The sequence below is a fragment of the Nitrospirota bacterium genome, assembly GCA_040757335.1.
In the GTDB taxonomy this organism is placed as follows: domain Bacteria; phylum Nitrospirota; class Nitrospiria; order 2-01-FULL-66-17; family 2-01-FULL-66-17; genus JBFLXB01.
Map to the genome: position 1 here is coordinate 1 of JBFLXB010000006.1, position 23,621 is coordinate 23,621.

Consider the following 23,621-nt stretch of genomic DNA (forward strand, 5'->3'; position numbering starts at 1 on the left):
CCCCCTCCGGATCGTCCGCCGCCAGGGCGGCCACCCCCGCCCCGGTCTTCGCGGGGACGCGCCTCATTGACGTTGATGGCCCTGCCCTTTAGGTCTTTCCCGTTCATTCCACTGATCGCGGCCTGCGCTTCCGCACCGGCGGGCATTTCCACGAAGCCGAAGCCTCGTGACTCTCCCGTAAACTTGTCCTTGACCACTGTAGCCGAGTCCACGCTGCCGAACGACTCGAATGCCGCCATCAAGTCCTGGTCACTGACGTCACGGGACAAATTGCCGACGAAAATTCTCATACGCGTCTCCTTACCTCTGATGTGTGGACTCTCGTCCGCGCCGAACCTCCCGCAGGCGAGTCGTCCGCTCGTGAAAACGTTTAGAGTTGTAACAGAATCGTCCCGTGGATTCCAGTTTCCCCGGCTTTCAGTGTTTCTGATAACGGTGAACGTATAACGGTGAACACCCCAGCTCGGTTCAGCCATGGGCACGGCATCGTCTTAGAACCAGTATTTCAGCCCGATCCCGATCTTCAGGTAATCGAGTTTCACCTGATCGCTGACCGAGACGCCGGACGACAGGCTCCGCGACGTCGCGTCCGCTTCGCCGGATGCCGACCGGACATCAATCGTCAACGTGAGTTGATCGTCGACGGGCACGTCAAACCCTGCGGCGAAGTGAACCACCACGGCGTTGTCAACCGTCAATTCACAGTCACAGAGGGTCGTGCCCTCGCTCGTCTGATCGTACGACATGAGGTAATAACCCGCGCCGAATCCAAGGTAGGGATTCCACTCGAATTGCGGCCGAATCTGCGCGGTGACCAGCAGCGGCGTTTCGCGGACTTTGCCTGTTACGACCCCGAGACCGGGGTCGCGGTCGTCGAACGTGTAGCGTTCAACCCCGAACTCCACAGACAGGAGGGTCGCGATCACGTGGGTCAGCGTGACTCCCATACCGACCCCTTGCTCCAGGTCTTTTGGCGTGACGTACGAAGCCGATGCGCCGACGGCGTTGGCGGGCTCGTCCTGGGCACGCGCGGGGACAACGGTCAGCGCCAGGACCGCTATCAACAGCCACAACAAAAGTCTCACCGTCCCACTCGTCCCTTCGGCAACCCAGACACCGCCAATTCGCAGCAAGCCCCGCGAGGATAAACGCAGGCCGATCCGCGGGTCAAGGTCGGGGCATCCCACACGGCGAAGCAGCCCATGTCCCAGTGCGAGACTTTTGGATCGTTAGAGGCGTATCGTAATGACGCGTGGCGCGGCTGATCGCCTGCGCTGAGGGGATGGGATCAGTGGCCAAAAGGACCACGGTGCCACAGCGCACCTCGGCCGAGGATCGAGACGAGTTTGGATTGACCCCGCCGGAGCCGCGAGCCCCCGAGTGGAACCTGCGCACGATGCTCAGGCGGCGGGGGCTGGAGCCGTTTCGGCTCGTCGGGCGCAGAGCCGTTATCCGACCGCGGGAACCGACGCAGATCGAAGCGTATTTCCAACGCCTCAAGCGATACTCGTTTCGCCTGGTCCTGCGCGATCTCATTGCCAGGCCCGGGACCGAGCCCGACCGGCTCACGCGGTTCTGCTCGCCGGCGACGATCAGGAGCCACCTCGCGTTTCTGTCCGAGGTCGGGCTGATCGAGCCCTGGGAGCACGGTCAGCGTCTCCTGTTCTCCCCCCGCAGCTTCGGCGAAACCCTGGAGTGGTTCGTCGCCAAGCTGTTTGAAGAGGAGTTCTCGTGCGAAACCTTGTGGGGTGTGCGGGTCAAGGGCCGGGAACCCGGGGGTGATTACGACTTGCTGGCGCGGGTCGAGCACGAGTTGGTTTACGTGGAGATGACCGCGTCCCCGCCCAAACACATCTATCAGCACGACGTGGCCGCGTTCTTCAATCGCGTCCGTCAGGTGGCCCCGCACCTGGCCGTGTACTTCGTGGACACCGAGCTGCGCATGACCGACAAGCTCGCGCCGCTGTTCGAGGCCGAGCTACGCGCCCACCACGGTGCGCGTGGTCGCACCCGCTTTCCCGTCACGCGGCTGCGCCGCGAGTTGTACCACGTCAACCATCGAATTTTTCTCGTCAACAGCAAGCGAAGCCTCCCTGATAACTTCAAGTTGTGCTTGAAGGATTACTGGGGGAGCCTTATCGGCGTCTAGACTCCGCGATTGTGCTATTGTAGGCGGCAATGGACCCCGGGCGCTCGCGTCCGCCGATGACCGACACGCAGACGCCGGCTAAGCGCGTCCCCTGCGCCGCGTGCGGGCACACCGCCGACCGGCTGCTCTACGTTGGCACGGACTACATCAGCCGCCGATCGTTTCCGGTCGTCGAATGCGACCGGTGCGGCCTGGTCCAGACCGCGGTGTCACCGGGCGACGCCTCAGAGGCCTATTCCGAATACTACGGCCAGCGCCAGAGCGCATTTGAACCCATCACCAACTGGTTGCGTCGACGTCGCGTGTTGCGCCTCCTGCGCACCGACAAGCCGGGGGCGATCCTCGACGTGGGATGCGGGCGCGGCGGATTCCTTGCGGCCATGCGCGCCGCAGGATGGCGGGTGGCGGGAGTAGAGCGGCCGGTTCCGGGCTACCAGCAACTGTGGGCCGGGGCCCGTCTCGACGTGTCGACGTGCGATTGGGAGCAGACCGATTACCCGGACGCGTCGTTCGACGTGGTGACGTTCTGGCACGTATTCGAACATCTGCCCGCTCCGCACGAGGCGTTGCAGCGTGCGTCACGCGTCTTGACCACGGGCGGCACCCTGGTCATCGCGGTCCCCAACATCGCGGGCGCCCAGGCTCGGATCTTCAAGGCGCGCTGGTTTCACTTGGACGTCCCGCGTCACCTTATCCACTATTCCTTCGACTCGTTGCACCCCCTCTTGCGGCAACACGGCTTCACGATCGCGTGGGTCGGACACTACTCGTTCGAATACGACGCCTTTGGCGCCGTACAGAGCGCGCTCAATGTCGGCTGTCGGAACCAGAACCTGCTCTTCGACCTGCTGATGCGCCGCCGATCGATCGGTTCGATCCTAAGACGGGCCGACACCCGCGACCTGCTTGATCTGGCCCTCACCGCGGTTCTGACCATCCCGTTGACCCTCTGGGCGGTCCCGTTCTGTTGGGTGACGTCGTGGGTCAAACGAGGCGCGACGATCGAGGTCTACGCAAGAAAAACCGGACCCTAGGTCCCTCCGTTACGGGGGCGTCCGGACCACCCGATACGGCTGGCGTGTTTGATACAACCTGATGCGTCCACCGATGTCCGCGGCGAACCGCTGATCTCCGGCTCCGAGCGCGGCGCTTAGGGCTCGTTGCGCCGTCTCCGCCGCTTCCTCGTATCGCCCGGCTGCGGCGTAGGCCGCAGCCAGCGTGTCCAGAACCCTGGGGTGCGAGCGCCCGGTCCGGCGATTGGCCCCCTCGGCCAACACGATGGCCTCGTCGGACCTTCGTACCGCTGCGTCGGCGTCGGTCGCCAGGATCCACGCCAGGTTCATCGCCACGTCCCACCCAAGGGGGTCGAGCCGCACCGCGTCGCGATAATGTTCAACCGCCTCTGACACAGCCCCCATCTGCCGAAGCGCGCGGGCTAGATTGGCGTGAAGGCGCACATCGTTCGGACTGATGTTCAGCGCAGCCCGAAACGACGCCGCGGCGTCATCGGGCCTGCCCGCCTGCGCCAGCACGATCCCGAGGTTGTTGTTGGCCTCCACCGAATTCGCCTTGATCGCCAGCGCCGCCCGGTACTGCGCCGCCGCATCGTCATACCGACCCTGCCGGGCGTACGCGGCGCCGAGTTGAAGGTGCGCGACACGATTGCTGCCGGTCACCCGCACCGCGTGTTCGAACAACGTCACCGTGTCTCGCCAGTACCCGACTTGGGTCCAGGTGACGACGGAGGCCATTGCCAAAACGCCGGCGCCGACCACACCCAGTGCCCGGCGACGCCACGGCTCGGCTCCGACCAGATCCGAAAGACCCCACACCGCGGCGATGAACAATCCGATGAGGGGGATATACGTATACCGGTCAGCTATTCCCTGCTGGCCGATCTGGACCATACCGATCACCGGGACCAACGTTCCGAGAAACCACAACCAGCCCACGAGCAGGTATCGCCGGCGCACAGCCTCCCGGAGGACCAGACCGCTGATCGCGAGCACGACCGCCACGGCAATCGACACCTCCCACCAGGAGAGTCCGCCCGGCGTGGTCGCGGGATGCGGATAAAACGCGGCAAGACCGCGAGGCCAGAGCGTTTTTTCAAGATAGGCGAGGTACGCGACGAACGTGTTGGACACTCGCGTGGCCAGGGAGAGATGCTCCACGTCCGCCACGTTTCCTCCGGCGCGCTGAGCGTAAAGCGTCGCCGCGCTAACCGTGAGCGCCAACGCGAACAACGGGATCTTTTCCCAGATCAACGGGCGAACCGTCGCCCATGAAATGGACGAGCGGCCGAGTCGCTCAAGCGGCCAATAGTCGAGTAAGAGCAGGACAAACGGCAGGGTAACGACCATGGGTTTGGCCAACAATCCAAGGAGCAAGGCCAGCGCCACCAAGGCGTACCGAGCCGCTCGGGGATCACGGACGTACCGCACGTAGGCAGCCATCGCCAACATCCAAAACAGGGCGCTGAGCACGTCCTTTCGCTCCGCGACCCACGCCACGGACTCCACGTGCAGCGGGTGCAGCGCGAACAACGCCGCAACCGCGGCGCTGCGCCAGAACGCGCCGGTCATCGTTCGGAGCACCACAAACAGCAGCAGCGTGTTGACGAGGTGCAGGACCACGTTCATCGCGTGGTGCCACCTCGGAACCATCCCGAAGAGCTGGACGTCCGCCATGTGCGACAGCCAGGTGAGGGGATGCCAGTTGCCGGTGAATGTCGTGGTAAAGGCCCACCGCACGCCCTGCCAGGTCAAGCCGGCCCCCACCACCGCGTTCTCGGTGACATAGCTCGTGTCGTCGAACAGAATGAACTGGTGGCTCAACACCGGCGAGAACACCGCCGACGTGACGGTAATCAGGATTGCGGCCACGGCCAGATCGGCTCGCTGATCCCGCCTCATCGTGCGTCCCTTCGCTTGACGCGGGCGGTGGGCACGGCGTTCCACGGATCGTCCGGCCAGGGATGTTTGGGGTACCGGCCTCTCAATTCCTTCTTCACCTCGGCGTAGGTCCGCTCCCAAAAACCGCGAAGATCCTGCGTGACCTGGATGGGCCGACGCGCCGGCGACAGGAGATGGAGCGTGATCGGCACTCGGCCCCACGCCACGCGTGGGGTATCCGCCAAACCGAACATCTCTTGGAGTTTGACGGCGAGGACCGGGGATTCGCCGGGCCGGTACGCCAATCGCAGGCGAGATCCGCTCGGGGCCGTGACGTGGGTGGGCGCGCCCTCCTCCAACCGTTGCCGGTGCTTCCAATCAAGGCGCGCATTCAGCGCGGCGAGCAGGTCGATACGATCCAGGTGTTCACGGCGCGTCAATCCGTCAAGGTACGGCCCCAGCCACTCCTCGAGCGTGTCTTGCAGCGCGGCATCGGACACGTCGGGCCAGGCCTCGTCCGGATACCAATGCCGCAGGGACAATACCCGCGCCTGCCAGTCCCGTGTCTCGGCCGTCCACGGCAGCGCAGCCACTCCCAGATCCCGTATGCCTTCCAGCATCGCGCGACGCAGGCGGTCGGGATCAGGGGCGGTCAAGGGCGCGCTCTCGATGACCAACTCCCCCAACCGCACGTCGCGACGGGCCACGACCCGTTGCAGCCGAGCATCCCAGCGGATGACGTCCGTGGTCTGAAGCCGCGAGGCCATTGCGAACCGGATCGCATCGAGGTCCATCGCCGCGGCCAGATAAATCGTGCCCTCGATCTCACCCGCGTCCAGGCTCGCGGCGACCAGGTAGGGAGGCCGCAGGCGGTGCTCGGAGGCCGGCAAGCGGGCGGCGCGGCCCGAGGCCAGGACGTATCGGATGTCTCCAGGCGTGCGCTGCTGCGCGACCCGATCCGGGTAAGCGAACGCGAGGAGCTCTCCGACCGCGTTTGGGTCGACCTCCTCACTTGTCTCGACCCGCAACAGCCGGCGGAACTGGCTCGCGACTTGCTCAACCCGCCGGCACGCGTCCGGCTCAGCCTTGGACCCCGCCCTCCCGCCTCGTCCCTTGCCGCGGAATGCACGTAACGCGTCCCAACGCTCCACCAGATCACACGACCGCTGCGCGTCACCTCGCAGCACGTCGCGTTCCGACACGAGGGCCGCCAGATCACACGCCAAACCGCCCCGGCCCCGGACATCGGCCTCGGCGATCATATGGGCCAGGCGTGGATGCACCGGGAACGCGGCCATGGCTCGACCGGCAGCAGTGATGACGCCCCGTTCATCCAGAGCCCCGAGTTGTGTGAGCATCTCCCTTGCCTGCGCCAGCGCGCCGCCCGGCGGCGGATCCAACCAAGAGAGTTTCGCGGGGTCGCGCACGCCCCAGAGCGCCAGTTCCAGCGCCAGCGGCGCGAGATCCGCGACCCGGATCTCCGGGATCGGCCGGATCGCGAGTCCGCGCTGGGTCGCTTCGGTCCACAGGCGGTAACACACGCCGGGACCGAGTCGACCCGCGCGGCCCGCGCGCTGCTCGGCTGATGCCCGCGAGACGCGTTTGGTGGTCAGGCGCGTCAACCCTGTGCGCGCATCGAACTCGGGAACGCGCACGAAACCCGAATCGATCACCACGCCGACGCCTTCGATGGTCAGACTGGTCTCGGCGATGGGTGTGGCCAGCACCGCCCTGCGCCGCCCGCCTTTGGTGGGCCGTATCGCCAGGTGCTGCGCTTCCCAGGGAAGATCGCCGTAGAGCGGACACACGTCCACGGACCGGCCCTTCACCGCCGACTCCAGGAGGTGCTGCGTGCGCCGGATTTCCCACGCGCCGGGCAGGAACGCCAGCACATCACCCCGGTCGTGTTCCAGCGCGCGGAGTGTCGCCTGCGACACCACGTCGGGCACATGACCGTCGGGATCGGAAGCGGCGTATCGGACGTCCACCGGGAATTGTCGTCCGCGTGCGGTGATGAGGGGCGCCCCGCCCAACAGCCCTGCCACGGCGTCGCTGTCCAACGTGGCGGACATCACCAGGAGCCGAAGATCCTCGCGCACGGTTCGCTGGCTGTCCAGACACAACGCCAGCGCCAGGTCCGCGTGCAGGTGGCGTTCATGGAACTCATCGAAGATCACCAGCCCCACGCCCTCGAGCCCGGGATCGGTTTGAAGCCGGCGCGTCAGGATTCCTTCGGTCAGCACCTCCACCCGGGTGGAGGTCGACACCTTGGCCTCGAAGCGAATGCGGTACCCCACGGTCTGCCCCACGACCTCGCCCAAAAGTTGCGCCATGCGGATGGCGGCGGCCCGAGCGGCCAACCGACGAGGCTCCAACATCAGGATGGACCGTGTCCTGAGCCACGGAGCATCCAGGAGGGCCAATGGAACGTGGGTGGTCTTTCCGGCGCCCGGCGGGGCTTGCAGGACCGCGACGGTCCCGCTGCCGAGCGCGTCCTGCAGCGCGGGGAGGACTTCAGAGATGGGCAACGCGTCCCGTTCCCCGGACAGGCTCACGTATCGATCTGCGCCTTTTGCAGCTTGCCGGAGTAGTCTCGATAAATCACCTTCCACTTGGTGTAGAGTTCCAACGCGCCGCCCCGACCGCCGGCTTCACGCGGGCCGAGGCCGGTTCTTTTCGTCCCCCCGAAGGGCAACTGAATCTCGGCCCCGATGGTGGAGGCGTTGATGTACACGATGCCGGTATCCAGATCGCGCTCCGCAATCGCGCTGTTGTTCACGTCTCGGGTGTAGATCGCGCTGGACAGACCGTAGGCCACTCCGTTGGCGATCTCGATCGCGTGCCCGAGGTCTCGCGCCTTGATCACGGAGACGACGGGACCGAAGATCTCCTCCTGCGCGATCCGCATGGTGGGCGTCACCTCGCCGAATATCGTCGGCGCGATGAAGTGCCCCCTCGCCAGCGGCCCGTCGGTTGCGGCGTGGCCGCCGCACAGCAGCTTCGCCCCTTCCTTCTTGCCGATCTCGATGTACTCCAGCACGGTGCGTTGTTGCGCCGCGTTGATCACGGGCCCCACGTCGGTCTGCGTATCGAGCCCCGGGCCCAGTCGCAGCCGCTTGGCCGCCTGCACGAATCGCGACAGAAACGCGTCGTACACCCTCTGGTGGACGATCACGCGGCTCGCCGCGGTGCAGCGTTGGCCGCTGGTCCCGAACCCGCCCCAGATCGCACCTTCGATCGCCAGATCCAGATCCGCGTCGTCCATCACGATCAGGGGATTCTTGCCGCCGGTCTCGGTGCAGACCGGACGGTGCAGTCGGCCGCAGACCGCCTCCACCTTCTCTCCGACCGCCGACGAGCCGGTGAACGAGACGACCGCCACGTCGGGATGCCCGACCAACGCGTCGCCCACGCCCTCGCCGTGGCCGTGCACCAGGTTCAAGACGCCGGGAGGCAACCCGGCGTTCTGGAGGATCTCGACGAACCGCGTCGCGCACAAGGGTGTGAAGACCGAGGGTTTGAGGACCACGGTATTCCCGGCCACCAGCGCGGGGGTGATCTTCCACGACGGGATCGCCACCGGAAAGTTCCAGGGGGTGATCAGGCCGCAGACGCCCAACGGCACGCGTATGCTCTTGGCGTCCTTGTCGGGCAACTCGGACGGCACGGTCTCGCCCGCAAGTCGACGCCCCTCGCCCGCCATGTAGTACGTCATGTCGATGGCCTCTTGGACGTCTCCCCTGGCTTCGGCGAGGACTTTCCCCATCTCGCGGGTGACGATCTGCGCGAGGGCCTCCTTCTCGACCGCCAGCCGCTCGGCGGCGCGAAACAGGAGTTCCCCACGTTTGGGCGCGGGCACGGCACGCCACCGCGGAAACGCGGCCTTGGCGGCCGCCACCGCGGCGTCCACGTCCGCAACCGATGACGCGGGAGCCACGGCAACGACTTCTTGGTTGTCCGCGGGATTGCGACTCTCCAAGGTCTCTCCGGATACCGCGGGCCGCCATTGCCCGCCGATGAGATTTGCGATCCGTTCGCTCATGGCTGCCTCCTGCTCGGTGTCGCGTTCGACATCCGACATTATAATCGGCGCGCGCGGCGTTGACAGCACCGCCCCTGCACGCGTATGGTGACGCCAACGCGAGTCAGGGACGGACCGCATGAGAAAGCGCTGGCAGCAGCGCCCCCACAACCCGGACGTGGTCGCCGCCCTCGCGCGCGGCCTTGGCATCCGACGCACCACGGCCCGCATTCTCGCGAATCGTCAGATCGATACGGTCGAGGCTGCGCGGCGCTTTCTGGCCCCCTCTGCCGCCGACCTGCACGATCCTTATCTGCTCACGGACATGGACCGCGCGATCCACCGTATCGAACGCGCCGTCGGCTCGCGCGAGCGAATCATGATCGCCGGGGACTACGACGTCGACGGCGTCACGGCCACGGCGCTCTACCTGGAGCTGTTCTCCTGGCTTGGAGCGTCGGTGAGCTACCGCATTCCCCACCGCCTCACCGAAGGCTACGGCCTCACCGAAGCCGGGGTGCGGGCCGCGCGCGAGCAAGGCGTCTCCCTGCTGATCACGGCGGACTGCGGCACCACGGCGCACGCTCCGATCGAGTTGGCCAACGGTTTCGGCATCGACGTCATCGTGACCGACCACCACGAGCCGCAGGATCGCATTCCTCCCGCGTATGCCCTCCTCAACCCCCACCTCCCTGGTTCGTCGTACCCGGAAAAGGTATTGTGCGCGGCCGGGATTGCGTTCAAGGTCGCGCAGGCCTTGCTGGGCCGTCGACGCAGCCTGCCGAGCGTCGACGCGCGACTCGAGTCCGTGCTGGACCTGGTGGCGCTGGGAACCGTCGCGGACGTGGCGCCGCTGCGGGGCGAGAACCGGTACCTGGTGGTGGAGGGATTGCGCGCGCTCTCCTCGGGGCGCCGCGTGGGGGTGGCCGCGCTCAAGGAAGTCTGCGGCATCTCGCGCAGATCGGTGGACGCGGGCACCGTGGGCTTTCAGTTGGGTCCGCGGATCAACGCCGCTGGACGGCTGGCGGCGGCGCATCCCGGGGTGATCCTGCTGACGACCACGGACGCGGACACTGCGATGAAGGCGGCCCGAGAGCTGGACGCGGCCAACCAGGAACGACGGCGCATCGAGGAAACCATGCTCGATGGCGCCGTCGCCAAGGTGGAACGCGAAATTTCCCTGGACCGCGCGCGCTCGATCGTGATCGCGGACGAGGCCTGGCACCCCGGCGTGATCGGCATCATCGCCTCCAGGGTGGTCGATCGCTGGCATCGTCCCACCATCGTGATCGCGATCGCCCCGGACGGCCGCGCCAAGGGGTCGGGCCGGAGCATCCCCGGGTTCCACCTCACCCAGGCGCTGGAGGAGTGCCGATCCTTGTTCGAGGGCTTCGGCGGACACGCCGCCGCGGCGGGGCTCACGATCCGCGTGGAGCGAATTCCCGAGTTTCGTGAGCGGTTCGAAGCCGTGGTCGCCGCGAGACTCGCTCCGGAGGCGGCGCAGCCGACTCTTGCGCTGGACGACGAAATCGGGTTGGCCGACGTCACTTTTCCCCTGGTTGGCGAGCTCGCCACGCTCGCGCCGTTCGGCATGGGCAACCCCGAGCCGCTCCTCACCACCATAGGCTGCGCGCCGCGCGGCGCCCGCATCGTGGGGAACAACCACCTCAAACTGCTGGTCCGCCATTCGACCGCCGCGACCTTCGACGCCATCGGCTTCGGCCTGGGACACTTGCTGCCGGCCGATCCGAGTCCCATCGACCTGGCGTACTCCGCACGCATCGAGACCTGGCAAGGTCAGGACCGCATCCAGCTCCGCCTGAAGGACCTGCGCCCCAGCGATCCACGCGTCTAACGTCCGTTTTCGCCCCAGGGCGACGTCCCGGCGATCCGCTGAGGTGCCTGGTTCGACTCCACCCCGCGCGATCTATATAATGGAAGTATGATTCCTGAGCCCGGGCTGCTTTCCCAGCCGGTCGAACCGACCAAGGTCTCGATCGAGGACATCGTCGCCAAGGTCAAGGCTTACAATCCGCAAGCCTCGATTGATGTGCTGGTGCGCGCGTACCATGCCTCGGCCAAGGCCCACGAGGGGCAAACCCGCAAATCCGGCGAACCGTACGTGTTTCACCCGCTCGCGGTCGCGGAAATTCTCACCGCGTTGAAGATGGATGTTCCCTCCATCGTGGCGGGACTCTTGCACGATACGATCGAGGACACGCTCCTCCCGCGCGAGACCATCGAGCAGGAGTTCGGCGCGGACGTGCTGCGGCTCGTGGACGGGGTCACCAAGATCGGGAAGATCCGCTTCAAGAGCCACGAGGAAAAACAGGCGGAAAACTTCCGCAAGATGGTCCTCTCCATGGCGGAGGACATCCGGGTGATCCTGATCAAACTGGCCGATCGCCTCCACAATATGCGGACGTTGGGAGTGTTGCGGCCGGACAAACAACAGCGCATTGCGCGCGAAACGCTGGAAATCTACGCGCCCCTGGCCAATCGCCTCGGGATCGGGTGGATGAAGAACGAACTCGAAGACCTCTGCTTCCGGTACCTGCGACCGGAAGCGTACCAAACGCTCGCCTCCAAGGTGGCCAAACAAATCGTCGAGCGGCAACGCTACGTGGACACGGTGATCGCAAAGGTCAAAGCGGCGATGGCGGAATACGGATTCACCGGCGAGGTGTTCGGACGCCCCAAACATTTCTACGGGATCTACTCCAAGATGGAGCGCCGCGAAATCCCGTTCGAGGAGGTCTACGATCTCATCGGTATCCGGATCGTCACCGACACCAAAATCGCCTGCTACGGTATCCTGGGAATGATCCACTCCCTCTGGAAGCCGGTCCCCGGGCGGTTCAAAGACTACATCGGCGTCCCCAAGTCCAACCTCTATCAATCGCTGCATACCACCGTGATCGGCCCACAGGGCGAGCACGTGGAGTTCCAGATCCGCACCGAGGAGATGCACCGGATCGCGGAAGAAGGGATCGCGGCGCACTGGCGGTACAAGGACCAGGGACAAATCGACGAGAAGGACAACCGGTTGTTCGCCTGGCTGCGGCAGCTGGTGGAATGGCAGCAGGACCTGACCGACAATCGGCAGTTCCTCAACTCGATCAAGATGGACCTCTTTTCGGACGAAATCTACGTCTTCACTCCGAAGGGAGACGTGATCGAGTTGGTCAAAGGCGCCACCCCGATCGACTTGGCCTACGCGGTCCACACCGAGGTGGGCCACCGCTGCACCGGCGCCAAGGTCAACGGCAAGCTTGCTCCGCTCAAGACCGTGCTCAAGAGCGGGGACACGGTGGAAGTTCTGACCTCCCCGAATCAAGTTCCGTCCAAAGACTGGCTCAAGATCGCCAAGACGCCCAAGGCCAAAACGCGCATCAAGCACTGGATCAAGGTCGAAGAACGGAAACAGAGTCTGGAGATCGGCCGACGCCTGCTCGAGCGCGAACTGCGGCGAAGTCACCTGAGCCCGGTCGAAGTATTCAAATCCGAGGTCCTCAACAAAGTCGCGAGCGACAGCGGGTTGGCCTCGGTCGACGATCTGCTGGTCGCGCTGAGTTACGGCCGCGTGTCGCTCAACCACGTCATCAACCGCCTCCTCCCGGAGCCGGCTCTCAAGGAAGGGCTGAAAGACAAACTCCTGACATCGATCGGAAAACAGGGACGCGGCGTCACGATCAAAGGCGTCAACGACATCATGATTAACCTCGCCAAGTGCTGCAATCCGGTGCCGGGGGATAAGATCCTGGGATTCATCACCCGCGGGCGCGGGCTCTCGATCCACACCGCGGACTGTCCCAACGTGGACGAGCTGGATTACGACCGCGATCGGTTGGTCGAGGTCGACTGGGACGTGAAAGACGTCGCCACCCATCCCGTGAAGATCTCCGTGATTACGCAGGACCGTCCCGGCATGTTGGCCAAGATTTCTTCCGCCATCACCGCCGCCGACGCAAACATCAGCCACGCCGAAGTGACCACGACCGATGAAAAGAAGGCCGTGTTTCAATTCGTCGTCGAGGTGCGAGACACCGCTCACCTCGCCAAGGTTTTTCAGAACATCGAGGGCGTGGACGGGGTCATCCAGTGTCGGCGCAGCCGTCGCGGCTAGCCCGGACTATTCCTGAACGTTCGTTACGAACCCGCGCAGACGCCAGCGAAATGTGCTTGCGCCGCAGGCGCAGGCAACGGACTATTGGGCACCCTACACATGGCGTAGCAACGGGCGCTTGGAGTCGGGAAGAAGGGAGGCGTACTCGGTTCAGTACGTTGACCGACTGAGCGACGAGAATGTGCATGCGCCGTCAGGCGCGTGCGATGGGCGGTTGGCTCCTTGCACATGGCGTAGCACCGCCCGTTGCAGCGGCGTATCCGCGGGTGCAGTAGAAGGTTCAGGAATAGTCCGGGCTAAGGCCTTGCCGCAGCCCGAAATCCTGTGTTAGGCTCGCCGAGTCTAGGGGCTGCAAACGATGCAATCCGAAGAACCATCCCCGAAAATCTTTAGTTACGACCAAGCGCTGGAGCTGTTTCCCGAAGTCCGCAGGCTCACCGAGCGAGCCGTAACCGACGCCGCGATCGTGGAGGCCCAGCTGCTCGCCATCAAGGGCGACACCCCCAGACGGCAAGAGCTTGAGGGGGAATACGCCGGTGTGGTGCGGGAGTGGGCCAGAAAAGTCATAGAGCTCGGCTGCGAGGTCAAAGGCCTCTGGCTCGTCGATTTCGACAACGGCGAGGGGTACTATTGCTGGAAGTATCCGGAGCCAGAAATCGCCTACTTCCACGACTACACGTCGGGTTTCGCCGGCCGCACCAAGATCCGCTAGCGACTGTCCAGGAAGGTCATCTGCGGCGTTGCCGCTCTTCGGTTCCACGGCCGCCTCACCGACTCGGCGGCGCTCGTGGCTTGGCGCCACTTCTTCGTGGCGCCACTCGCCTCACGTACGAACCGGTACGCTGCGGTGCGGTTCTCCCGGCGCCTTGCATCTGACCTTCCTGAACAGTCGTTACCCTCCTGCCAACCACTCCGGTGACAGGAAAGCATCTTCACCGGAACCATCTATCCTGCGCCGTGGTCGGACGTCGTGCACGACGCCATGTCTGTTGCCTGTGCGACCTGAGGCACGGTTTCGCCGGCTCGTAGCGGCACGGTCTGCTCGTACAGCGTGAACGCGTACGTCTTGTCGACGTCGAGACCGTATTTGGTCTTCAGGCGCTGATACTGCCGATCCGTCATAAAGCGGTACGACACCCGGGCCGTAATCGTCAGTCCCTCGTCCGCTTTCGGCACGGTATAGTCCAGCGTCAGGTCACGGGACGCCAGCGGAGGAATCCGCGTATCGCGGTACTCGTAGATCACCGGCCACCAGATGATCCACCGCCGAATGGTGTGGCTGCGTGAGGCCACCACACGACCCGTCCGATCGCGGACCTCGATTTCGGTCAGAAAATAACGATCCGGATCGCCGGTGGGCAACATGTGCCCCGCGCCGCTGTTGGTCATACTGAGCGTCCACCGCGTCCGCTGGCCTCCCTGCAGGCGCGGCGTATCAGCGGTCAGCGCTGCGGTGAAAGCCCGCTTGAGCTGCTCAGGATCGTGCCCGCCCCGCCAGAGGTGACGCCTCCCCTTGCGCACCGGACCGCCGTCCGCCATGACCCGCTCGACCTCGGGCATGTGGCAGTCTTGACAGATGTAGCCCTTGGCCTTGTACGGCCCCGCCTCGTACTCCATAAACGTGGCGCAGGGGCCTCCATTGTAGAACTGGAAGCGATCCGACGGCACCGCGTGGCAGGTATAGCAAATGTCCGTGCTGCGGTAGCGGGGGTCGTACTTGGTCGGATGGGGCGCCACCGCGTCGTCGAACGGCCCCATCATGACGCCTTCGCGCACGTGGCAAACGGCACAGGTGATCCCCTCGTGCTGGAGGGACTCGTCATAGTTCGGATTGACGTGCTCTTCGGGCCGATTGATGCGCCCGTAGCGGAGCCCCGTGACCACCGTGGGTTGTTGGTTTTGCAACGGCGCGTGGCAGTTCAGACACACCCAAATGTGCCGATCCTTGCGCCAGTAGGCTTGAAAAAAGGGGTCGGTGAATGCCTGCGCGTGAATCGAGGTTTTCCACTCCTCGTAGATCTCGCGGTGGCACGCCCCGCACTCCTCGGCGGAAAGGCCACCCACGCCCGATGGAACGGTCTGATGCGGAATCGCCCGCTTCATGTCCTCCCGCAGACCAAAGATCACCGGCGACTTGAGCAACGTGAGCGTGAGTAGGATTCCTGCGACAAGCCCTGCCGCGACCAGCGCAACGCGCGTCGTTCTGGATAGGGACCTCAGCATGACGTGAGGTTGTGGGTGCTACCAGTTCGTCCGAATGTAGTCGGACAGAAGCCGGTTCGGGATCGGCGAGATGCAAGGCGGAGCGAGAACCGGACCGCAGCGTAAAGCGCTTCGCGCCGTCCTCTGGCGCTGTCGATGCCGTACTCCTCTCGCTTGGCGAAGCACTGGGTCGTACGTGAGGACCGGAAAGCGCTTCGCGCCGCTTTGCGGCGCTGTCAGAGGCCCATTCCTCTCGCTTGGCGAAGCAAGCGCAGCGACAACGCAGCAGATGGCCGATCCCGAACCGGCTGCTACAGCGCCTCGATGGCTTCCACCACCTGGTCCACGACCCATTGCGGAGTAGAGGCTCCCGCCGTGACGCCGACTTTGTTGACGCCGGAGAACCACGCGGGGTTCAGTTCCTCCGCGGTCTCGACGTGCCGAGCCTGCGTATGGCTCTCGCACAATTCCATCAGGCGACGGGTGTTGCCGCTGTTTTTGCCGCCGATGACGATCATGATGTCCACCCGTCTGGCGAGCTCGTCGGCGGAGTACTGATTGCTCTTGGTCGCGCCGCAGATCGTGTTCTTGATCTTCCACGGCAGCTTTCGCTCCTTGATGTGCCGCTCCAGGAGCTTGTACTTGGCGTAGTCGTGCGTGGTCTGGAACACCACCGCCGCCCGTTCGGGATTCCGAGCGAGAATCTCCTCCACCTGCTCGACGACATGAATCTCCGCGTCCGGGTACGCCCGTTTCGCGTGCCCCAGGATGCCGATGATCTCAGGGTGGCGCGGTTCTCCCACCACGTACAACGGGTAGCCCTTCCGGCAATAGTCGACCGCCGCATTTTGGACGTCGGTGACGAACCGACACGTGGCGTCGACGACGGTGAGGTCCTGCGCCGCCGCGCGATCGAAGTACTCGGGCGGCACGCCGTGGGCCCGGATGACCACGTTCGCGTCGGTCAGTCCGTCGAGCGAATCGATGCGCTCGATTCCGTACTCACGATTGAGCCGGTCGATTTCCTGCGGGTTGTGGATCAATGGGCCCAGGGTCACGGTGGGCCGGTCCGATCCTTCGGCGGTTTCGGTGGCGAGCTTGATCGCCTCCTTGACCCCGTAACAGAATCCCGAATGGTGGGCTACCTCAACCTCCACGGTGCAGGCCTCGCGGTGTCGAAAATCGCTGGCCAGTATATCGGCGGGGGTCTCTGAAAGCAAGCCCGCCGGCCGGGTTCACGGGATGAGCACCGTTGATCCCACCGTGCGGCGCGCTTCCAGGTCCGCGTGCGCCCGCGCGGCGTCGCGCAATGGGTACGTCTGTCCGACCGTAATGCGCACCGCGCCCTTCAGAACCGCGTCAAACAACGCGGCGGCGCTGGTTTGGAGCTCCGCCCGCGTGGCCGTGTAGTGGAAGAGGGTGGGACGGGTGAGATACAGCGAGCCTTTGGCGGACAACACCGTGATGTCCAACGGCGGCACCATGCCCGAGGCCTGACCAAAGCTCACCATCATCCCGCGAGGGGCCAGACAGTCGAGCGATCGCATCAGGGTGTCCTTGCCGACCGAGTCGTAGACGACCGGAACGCCCCGCCCGCGGGTGATCGTCTTGACCCGTTCGACGAAATCCTCGCGGGACGTCACGATCGGGTGGTCGCACCCGTGTTCGGCGGCGAGCTTGGCCTTCTCCTCGGTTCCCACCGTACCGATCACGGTGGCACCGAGAGCTTTGGCCCACTGGCACGCAATCACCCCGACCCCTCCGGCCGCGGCGTGAATGAGCACCGTTTGGCCGGGCTCCACTCGAAACGTCCGCCGCAACAAGTACTCGGCGGTCATGCCCTTGAGCATCATCGCCGCAGCGCGTTGATCGTCGATTGCGTCCGGCAGTTTGATGAGTCGCTCAGCGGGGAGCACGCGCGCTTCGCTGTACGCGCCGGTCGGGCCACCCGCGTAGACCACACGGTCCCCGACCGCTGGCTCGCTGACCTCGGCTCCAACGGCCTCGACCCTGCCCGCCGCCTCCACCCCCAACACGGTGGGAAAGGACGGTAACGGGTAGAGGCCGCGGCGATGGTAGACGTCGATAAAGTTCAGGCCGACCGCGCTGTGTCGTACCCGCACCTCGCCCGGTCCCGGTTCCGGTACAGGAACCTCACGCCAGACCAAGACCTCCGGCCCGCCCGTGTGCGCGACGACGACGGCGTGCATCATGCTTCGCGTTCAGCGCGCTCCCTGCGCCTCAAACCCCTTGAGGCTCGCGACACCGGCCAACAACAGGCCGGCCAAGAGCATCAGCGGGCCGGCGGCGGTGTTGAGGACGGCCCACGCCCATCCTTGGCCCAAAACGGTTCCGAGATACAGCATGCCGGAGTGAAAAACGGCTCCGCCGATGAAGAGCCAACTAATGATCTCTTTGAAGACGGATCCCACGACCAGGAAGCCAAGAACGATCCCCACCGCGATGTTCAGCAAGGCCTCGAGGTTCCCGTGCGCGTGCGGCCCGCCCTTGATCGCCTCGATTGGTTCGCCGGCCTGAAGTTTTCGGTTGAGCGCCAAGATCGCGTCGGTCTGCGCCTGGGCCACCTGCCCATCGATCCCGGCCTCGACCGACCGGTTCAGCTCACCGACGGCGGCGGCGTTGGCCTGCGCGGCCAGTTGCTGCGGCTCCGTGTAGGTCACGATCATGTACGGTCCGAGCAGCGCCGTGAGAACCAGGTAAAAGAACCCGAACACCACGTTCTTCTTTCCGGCCATCGCATCCCTCCTCGGTGAAGACCTGCGGGTGCCTCCCGGGTGCCTCCAATGTCCCGCGCCGCACTCTACCCGGTCGGCGCAGCGTGTGTCCAGGGTCGACCGGCGTGACCAGTCTCCCCCAGCCTCCCCATGTCCACACGGTGGGCTTACGCCGCAAACGCGCGCTTGCGCAAAGGTCTCTTGGGCGCGGGCCGGTGTTGGCGGTTAGCCACGATCACCGGATCAGTAATGTTTCCGCACGCCAGACACCGCCATCCGCCGAATTCCGCCTCGCCGCTCTCCACCAGATCGACGAAACGATCCGGCACCATCAATCCCTGGCACCGAACGCATTCCATATCTCTCACCTCCTTCCCGCCTTTGCTGAGCAGTGCCGTGCAAACCGGCGCGCGACACCGCGATCTTTCGCTTCTGTCATTCCCGCCTGCTGATACGTGTTCTACGCCCTCAGGCTCCCCAGCAGACGCTCCACCATAGCGGTGCACGCCTTCAGGGCAGCCACGTTTCGTTTCACCTTGGCGAGCAGGATCCCGCCCTCCAACGTCGCCACCAGGAACCGGGCCGTGGCTTTCGGATCGAGATCGGGAGTCAGAACGCCGTCCCGAACGCCGGACTCCAATACGGTCGCGACGCGCTCTTCCCACGCGGAAAACGCTCGATCCAGCTTCCGGCGCAGCCCGTCATGCAGATCCGAGACCTCCAAAGCCAAGTTGCCGAACAGACACCCGCCCTTGCACCGCTCCTCAGCCAATGCTCGCTCGGAGCGGTGAAACATGGCGATAATTTGCCGCACCGGGTCGCCGTCGGTCGGCACCGGCCCGGCCTCAAACTGTTCCGCGATCGTCTCGTCCACCACCGCGTGCCCAAGGGCTTCCTTACTCGAAAAATAGTAGTAGAGGTTGCCTTTGGTTACGCGGGACTTCCTCACGATGTCGTCCATGCTGGTATTGGTGTATCCACGGGCGTGGAACAGTACGCGAGCGGTATCGATGATTCGCCGCCGCGTGCGCTCACCTTTCTCGCTGATGTCCGTCCTGATCATCGCACGACAGGATATAAAACCGACTGGTCAGTCTATTTACCAGAAACGCCTCCGTCCTGTCAACTGGGCGCGGCGAGCGAGCACCACCGGGCGGGTCGCGTTGCCAGACTCGAATCCGACCTGCTAGGATAGGGCTTTCCGTCCCGGACCGTAATGCTCAAAGCTGGCGTCGGCGCCTCGATCGACAAGTCCACCATCTCCGCGGCCACCGCCGCGGCGCGAGAAGCCATGGCCCGAGCCGGTCTGTTCCAGGCCGACTTCGCGCTCGTTTTTGCCACGATCCCCCACGCCGCCCTCTATCCTCGGATGCTCGAACGCATCGCGGAAATCACCCGCACGCGTCACGTGGTCGGGTGCAGCGCCATGGGGATCGTGACGTCCGACGGCGAAGTGGAGGATGAGCCCGCGATCGCGGTCTTGGTTCTCGCCTCGGACACGGTGATGGCGACCCCGTTCCTGATCCGCTCGCTTCGCCAACAGGGAGGGCTCGCCGCCAGGCGGATGTCGGGCATGTTGGCCAACACCAGGTCCTCGCGTGACCTCCTGATGCTGTTCCCCGACACCCTCACGCTGCAGGCCGGCCCGTTTCTCGACGGGCTTCGCCGGACGTGGCCCGGCGTGGCGGCCGTGGGTGGTGGGGCTTCTGAGAACGGCACGCACATGCATACCTACCAGTGGTGCGGCACCGAGGTGGCTTCGGACTCGGTTTGCGGCGCGCTCTTTTCCGGAGGGGTGAGCCGTGCGATCGGGCACACGATCGCCTGTCATCCGGTCGCGGACCCGCTGCTCGTCACGCGCGCCGAAGGCAACGTGATCTATGAGCTGGGCGGGCGCCCCGCCTACGAAGTCTTTACTTACCTCCTTCGCGAATGGGCCATCACGGACCTACGCACCGCGGCAAGCATGATCCTGCTGGGATTCCCGTGCGACCCGAGTCAGACGTGTTTGCTCCCCGGAGAGTACTACGTCCGCAACATCCACGGGGTGGACCCGCACGAGGGCTCTCTGCTCGCGGGCTCGCCGGTACGAGAAGGTCAGGTGGTTTCCTTCACGGTCCGCGACGCGGCCAACGCCCGTCGCGACATGGAGAATATGGTGGAGGAGCTGTCCAGGGTGTGCTCGGGACGGCCACCTGGCTTCGGGGTGTATTTCAACTGCTGCGGCCGCGGAACGGCTCTGTACGGACACGCCAACGTCGATCTGGAGATCATTCGCCGCCAGTTCGCGGATCTTCCGGTCATTGGCTTCTTTACCTACGCCGAAATCGGGCCCACCGCCGACGGCTCGTGCCTGCACAACTACACCGGCGTGCTCACCCTGATCGGCGAGGCGTGAACGAACCCGCGCCGGATGCTCACGCGGCGCGGTCCTATGACGCGTGGCACACCCGATGGCTGGATGCGGCGTCCCGGTGGCCGGGCCTCTTGATCGAGGTGCTCGGCTCGGTCGGGCCACCCCCCGCACCGCTGCCCTTACTCTCGGTCCGGATCTCATCCACCGACCCTGATCGAACGCCCCGCCGGGTGGCCATTACCGCCGGTATCCACGGCGACGAACCCGCCGGGGTAGAAGCGGTCACGCAGTTGCTCGAAACTCCCCGGGAGTGGGCGCCTCTCCTGGCACCGTTTGACGTCACCATCTTCCCGTGCGCGAACCCGACGGGGTTCACCCGAAATCACCGCACGAACGGCGACGGCATCGACCTCAACCGGACGTTCGATCAGGTCCATCCGCCGTCGGAGACGGCGTGGATCAAGGCCCGCATCGCGCCGGACGGCGTGCACGGGGCATTTGATGCCGCGATCGAGCTCCACGAAGACAGCGATGGGGAGGGGTTCTACCTCTACGAGCTCGCCGAGGGGCCGCCGTACGTCGGAGACCACGTGGTCGAGGCGGTCACGTCGTTCGTCGCCATCGACCCGCGCCCGCTCATCGAAGGGTTCCCGGCCAAGCGCGGCGTCATCAGATTCGATCCCGGCACGCTGCCGGCCGCGCCTTCTGACGGCTGGCCGCAGGCACTCTACAGTTTTCGCGCCGGGATCGCGACGTGCCTCACCCTGGAGACCCCGTCGACGAGGTTGCCGATCGAGCGGCGGGCCGACATTCTCCTCGCCGCGCTCAAGGCCGCCCTCGCAAACCACGGGCGCTGGTCGGCGGCGCGGTAAACCCCGACGGATCAGCGCGTGGGTTGAGGGCCGAACAGGTCAGACATGACGTTGGAGGTGACGCTGGTCGCTCCGAGCAGGGTCACCGTGACGGAAAATTCATTTTTGTCGGGAAAATCCTGGTAGGTGAACGTGATACTCCAACACTGCGCCCGGTATTGAAGCCCATAGGCGATTTCAGTGTACTTCCCGGTCTGGCGGTTGTAGTACGTCTTGTTGGCGATCTCAAAACCCAGCGGGAGGTAGGCGCGGGCCGAGATGGTGTAGTAGTCGATCTCGGGATGGGGGTCGGTGACGAGGCCTCCCAGCGCGAGGGGATCCAGGATGTCCCCTTTCTGGGCCAGCGGAACGTCGGGCCGCGTCGAGCGATGGCCCACGGCAATATCGCCGTAGCGCGGATCGCGAGCGTGGAGCTCGGTGTCAAAGACCGTCAACGTCTTCAACGCGTGGTCGAAGAAGGCGTCGATGTCGAGCTGAAAGACCCGCCGCGAGCGGAACGCGGCCTCGCCGCGTAACGCCGACCAGGCCTCCCCCGCTGGTCGGTATGCCAGGCGATAGGTCTGCGTGAATCGCACCCAGAGGGGTTCCCAATCGTCCTCCGACGCCCCGCGACCCGGTGCGACCAGTCGGTTCGTGAGCGTCGCGGTCACCAGATTCTGCTCTTGGATCGAATCGATTTCGTCGAACTGAGGGTACGGGACCGCGTGCGGATTTCCGATATAGGTGTACAACAACGCCGGTTCCAGCGTGTGAACCAACGCTGCGGCCCGATCCGGAGCGAACACGCGGCGCAGTTGCGACGCCGCACCGAGCCCGGCGATGCCGAGGGTGCGGGTGACGTCTCCCCCCAGAGACTCGTCCTGCTGTCGATATGCGGTCTCGCGGACTCCCACACGCGGCGTGAGCACCACCCCCAGGGGGACGTCCTGCCGCCAGACGGCCACGGAGAACGCGTCGTACCGCTGGGTGGTTCCCTCGCCGTTTTCGAAGTACCTCCAGAAGTTGGTGTAAGAACCCTCCGCAGAGACAAAGAGCGGGGCGCGCGCGACACGGAGACTCGGCAACCGATAGACGATCTGGGGTAGAAGCTGCGTTTCATCGGCGGTAGGATTCGCCAAGTCCCTCGTGAAACGCACCAGCCCGGTTGCTGATTGGATGGCGTCGCGGTAGCTCAGGAACAGGTTGGACTCCACGAATTGCTTCGTGCGATCAGCGGTGTCCGATGCCAGGTCCCTCAGGATGGTGTCGTCGCTCAGATACTCACCGGCCAGCCGGAGCTCCAAGCGTTCATTGAACTGGATCACCTGGGACATCGCCACGCGACGGCGAGCCAGGTCCAACTCGTCGTCGCGAAAAAAATCGACCTCCACCACACCTTGGGAGCGTCTGCTGAGTTTGTAGCGGTACTCCAGTTCCACTCCGGTTCCGCGCTGCGTCCGCTCGTCGAGCGTCACTGTCAGGTCCTGGCTGTGACCCAGGGTGATATAGAGCGGCTGGCGGATCTTCACCCCTTCGGCAGTGCTGTACCCCAAGCTTGGAGCCAGCAGCCCGGACTGGCGCTCGGTCTTGACCGGCCACAGAATGTACGGGAGGTAGATCACCGGCACGTCGAACACGCTGAACACCACGTCGCGCGCCGTGAGATACTGCTCGGGTTCGACCCGAAGCTTTCGCGCCTTGATTTTCCACGGCGTCCGACCGCCGGGTTCGGAGGAGTCATCGCAGGACGTGATGGTGGCGGTTTCCAACACATAACTCTCGTCCGCCCGTCGTTCGATCCTGGTTCCGGTAATAAAGTAGTGGTCGCGAGCGAGGAAGAACCGGCCGTTGGTCATGACCCCGCTCCTCGTCGTCAGATCGAGATCAAGAGAATCAGCCTGGAAGGTGTCGTCTCCGTCGCGCGCACGGAGAGATCCGGTTGCCGTCACGCGCCCGGTCCGACGGTATAACAGGGCGCGATCGGCTTCGAGCGACAGCGTCCCTTGGCTGAGGCGGACGTGGCCCTCCCCGGTGACGACGTCCTGCTCGCGCGAATAGGACATCTCGTCGGCCGAAATTTCAACGGCAACCCCACGGGTCTGGAAGGACTCCTGCAGCCGTTTGAGCTCGCCGAGCTCCGGGACTTGCGCCGCCGACGGCAGAGGGACGAGGGTGAGCAGTAAAAAGCTGGTGGCGACGAGGATCGCCCGACGCGCAGCGCGCAACCTCACCAGAAAACGGTCCGAGTATTCCGGGTTTGGAGCCTGTTCAGGAGCGCGCCATATGC

The 23,621-nt window shown here is 64.9% G+C and carries 19 protein-coding genes; 7 read left to right on the forward strand and 12 right to left on the reverse strand.

Annotation, left to right across the window (positions count from 1 at the left end; translation table 11 throughout):
• Positions 1-290 (reverse strand): RNA-binding protein (locus tag AB1451_04960; GenBank protein MEW6682261.1); only part of this gene is annotated, 290 nt, incomplete at its 3' end.
• Between the two features lie 201 nt (positions 291-491).
• Complete coding sequence (locus AB1451_04965; protein ID MEW6682262.1) at positions 492-1,085, reverse strand: OmpW family outer membrane protein; 594 nt, start codon at positions 1,083-1,085, stop codon at positions 492-494.
• 224 nt (positions 1,086-1,309) lie between these two features.
• On the opposite strand from AB1451_04965, the gene AB1451_04970 reads away from it, so the two are divergent.
• Positions 1,310-2,149, forward strand: a complete 840-nt coding sequence (locus AB1451_04970) for a hypothetical protein (GenBank protein ID MEW6682263.1) — start codon at positions 1,310-1,312, stop codon at positions 2,147-2,149.
• A gap of 56 nt (positions 2,150-2,205) precedes the next feature.
• On the forward strand, positions 2,206-3,183 hold the full coding sequence (locus tag AB1451_04975; GenBank protein MEW6682264.1) for a class I SAM-dependent methyltransferase: 978 nt from the start codon (positions 2,206-2,208) through the stop codon (positions 3,181-3,183).
• 9 nt (positions 3,184-3,192) lie between these two features.
• On the opposite strand, the gene AB1451_04980 is transcribed toward AB1451_04975, so the two are convergent.
• The 3 genes from AB1451_04980 to AB1451_04990 are packed head-to-tail and all read right to left on the reverse strand — an operon-like array spanning position 3,193 to position 9,085.
• On the reverse strand, positions 3,193-5,064 hold the full coding sequence (locus AB1451_04980) for a tetratricopeptide repeat protein (GenBank protein ID MEW6682265.1): 1,872 nt from the start codon (positions 5,062-5,064) through the stop codon (positions 3,193-3,195).
• Positions 5,061-7,598: an ATP-dependent helicase HrpB gene (gene hrpB, locus AB1451_04985; protein ID MEW6682266.1), complete on the reverse strand. Its 2,538-nt coding sequence runs from the start codon at positions 7,596-7,598 to the stop codon at positions 5,061-5,063. The genes AB1451_04980 and hrpB overlap by 4 nt, the downstream gene beginning before the upstream one ends.
• Positions 7,595-9,085 (reverse strand): aldehyde dehydrogenase family protein, encoded by a 1,491-nt coding sequence (locus AB1451_04990; protein MEW6682267.1) that lies wholly within the window; start codon positions 9,083-9,085, stop codon positions 7,595-7,597. The genes hrpB and AB1451_04990 overlap by 4 nt, the downstream gene beginning before the upstream one ends.
• A 118-nt stretch (positions 9,086-9,203) precedes the next feature.
• On the opposite strand from AB1451_04990, the gene recJ reads away from it, so the two are divergent.
• From recJ to AB1451_05005, 3 genes are all read left to right on the forward strand, one after another.
• Complete coding sequence (recJ, locus tag AB1451_04995; protein MEW6682268.1) at positions 9,204-10,919, forward strand: single-stranded-DNA-specific exonuclease RecJ; 1,716 nt, start codon at positions 9,204-9,206, stop codon at positions 10,917-10,919.
• An 87-nt stretch (positions 10,920-11,006) separates the two neighbouring features.
• Positions 11,007-13,190, forward strand: coding sequence for a bifunctional (p)ppGpp synthetase/guanosine-3',5'-bis(diphosphate) 3'-pyrophosphohydrolase (locus AB1451_05000; protein MEW6682269.1), 2,184 nt, complete (start codon positions 11,007-11,009; stop codon positions 13,188-13,190).
• A gap of 358 nt (positions 13,191-13,548) precedes the next feature.
• A complete protein-coding gene (locus AB1451_05005) occupies positions 13,549-13,902 on the forward strand; it encodes a DUF2203 domain-containing protein (protein ID MEW6682270.1) in 354 nt (117 codons plus the stop codon).
• Between the two features lie 233 nt (positions 13,903-14,135).
• On the opposite strand, the gene AB1451_05010 is transcribed toward AB1451_05005, so the two are convergent.
• The 6 genes from AB1451_05010 to AB1451_05035 form a co-directional block, all read right to left on the reverse strand.
• The gene (locus AB1451_05010; GenBank protein MEW6682271.1) at positions 14,136-15,413 is read right to left on the reverse strand and encodes a hypothetical protein; all 1,278 of its coding nucleotides are present in this window, start codon (positions 15,411-15,413) and stop codon (positions 14,136-14,138) included.
• Positions 15,414-15,703: 290 nt separating this feature from the next.
• Positions 15,704-16,549, reverse strand: coding sequence for a 4-hydroxy-3-methylbut-2-enyl diphosphate reductase (gene ispH / locus AB1451_05015; protein MEW6682272.1), 846 nt, complete (start codon positions 16,547-16,549; stop codon positions 15,704-15,706).
• A 78-nt stretch (positions 16,550-16,627) separates the two neighbouring features.
• Positions 16,628-17,605 (reverse strand): quinone oxidoreductase, encoded by a 978-nt coding sequence (locus AB1451_05020; protein MEW6682273.1) that lies wholly within the window; start codon positions 17,603-17,605, stop codon positions 16,628-16,630.
• A gap of 9 nt (positions 17,606-17,614) precedes the next feature.
• Positions 17,615-18,148 (reverse strand): hypothetical protein, encoded by a 534-nt coding sequence (locus AB1451_05025; GenBank protein MEW6682274.1) that lies wholly within the window; start codon positions 18,146-18,148, stop codon positions 17,615-17,617.
• A gap of 146 nt (positions 18,149-18,294) precedes the next feature.
• Complete coding sequence (locus AB1451_05030) at positions 18,295-18,486, reverse strand: hypothetical protein (GenBank protein MEW6682275.1); 192 nt, start codon at positions 18,484-18,486, stop codon at positions 18,295-18,297.
• A 101-nt stretch (positions 18,487-18,587) separates the two neighbouring features.
• Positions 18,588-19,190: a TetR family transcriptional regulator C-terminal domain-containing protein gene (locus tag AB1451_05035; protein MEW6682276.1), complete on the reverse strand. Its 603-nt coding sequence runs from the start codon at positions 19,188-19,190 to the stop codon at positions 18,588-18,590.
• Between the two features lie 153 nt (positions 19,191-19,343).
• Here AB1451_05035 and AB1451_05040 point away from each other — a divergent pair, with 153 nt between their 5' ends.
• Positions 19,344-20,525 carry an FIST N-terminal domain-containing protein gene (locus AB1451_05040; GenBank protein MEW6682277.1) on the forward strand — a complete coding sequence of 394 codons (1,182 nt, stop codon included), beginning with the start codon at positions 19,344-19,346 and terminating at the stop codon, positions 20,523-20,525.
• Positions 20,522-21,355 carry a M14 family metallocarboxypeptidase gene (locus tag AB1451_05045; GenBank protein ID MEW6682278.1) on the forward strand — a complete coding sequence of 278 codons (834 nt, stop codon included), beginning with the start codon at positions 20,522-20,524 and terminating at the stop codon, positions 21,353-21,355. Before AB1451_05040 ends, AB1451_05045 begins: the two co-directional genes overlap by 4 nt.
• Positions 21,356-21,366: 11 nt before the next feature.
• Here AB1451_05045 and lptD read toward each other — a convergent pair whose 3' ends face one another.
• Positions 21,367-23,565: an LPS assembly protein LptD gene (lptD, locus tag AB1451_05050; protein ID MEW6682279.1), complete on the reverse strand. Its 2,199-nt coding sequence runs from the start codon at positions 23,563-23,565 to the stop codon at positions 21,367-21,369.
• Positions 23,566-23,621 lie beyond the last annotated feature (56 nt).

What these genes read in the sequence shown, in the direction of transcription:
- AB1451_04975 (MEW6682264.1), top strand. Translation starts at nt 2,206, where the DNA reads ATGACCGACACGCAGACGCCGGCTAAGCGCGTCCCCTGCGCCGCGTGC.
- AB1451_04980 (MEW6682265.1), bottom strand. Translation starts at nt 5,064, where the DNA reads ATGAGGCGGGATCAGCGAGCCGATCTGGCCGTGGCCGCAATCCTGATT.
- AB1451_04990 (MEW6682267.1), bottom strand. Translation starts at nt 9,085, where the DNA reads ATGAGCGAACGGATCGCAAATCTCATCGGCGGGCAATGGCGGCCCGCG.
- recJ (MEW6682268.1), top strand. Translation starts at nt 9,204, where the DNA reads ATGAGAAAGCGCTGGCAGCAGCGCCCCCACAACCCGGACGTGGTCGCC.
- AB1451_05000 (MEW6682269.1), top strand. Translation starts at nt 11,007, where the DNA reads ATGATTCCTGAGCCCGGGCTGCTTTCCCAGCCGGTCGAACCGACCAAG.
- AB1451_05005 (MEW6682270.1), top strand. Translation starts at nt 13,549, where the DNA reads ATGCAATCCGAAGAACCATCCCCGAAAATCTTTAGTTACGACCAAGCG.
- AB1451_05010 (MEW6682271.1), bottom strand. Translation starts at nt 15,413, where the DNA reads ATGCTGAGGTCCCTATCCAGAACGACGCGCGTTGCGCTGGTCGCGGCA.
- AB1451_05020 (MEW6682273.1), bottom strand. Translation starts at nt 17,605, where the DNA reads ATGATGCACGCCGTCGTCGTCGCGCACACGGGCGGGCCGGAGGTCTTG.
- AB1451_05025 (MEW6682274.1), bottom strand. Translation starts at nt 18,148, where the DNA reads ATGGCCGGAAAGAAGAACGTGGTGTTCGGGTTCTTTTACCTGGTTCTC.
- AB1451_05030 (MEW6682275.1), bottom strand. Translation starts at nt 18,486, where the DNA reads ATGGAATGCGTTCGGTGCCAGGGATTGATGGTGCCGGATCGTTTCGTC.
- AB1451_05035 (MEW6682276.1), bottom strand. Translation starts at nt 19,190, where the DNA reads ATGATCAGGACGGACATCAGCGAGAAAGGTGAGCGCACGCGGCGGCGA.
- AB1451_05040 (MEW6682277.1), top strand. Translation starts at nt 19,344, where the DNA reads ATGCTCAAAGCTGGCGTCGGCGCCTCGATCGACAAGTCCACCATCTCC.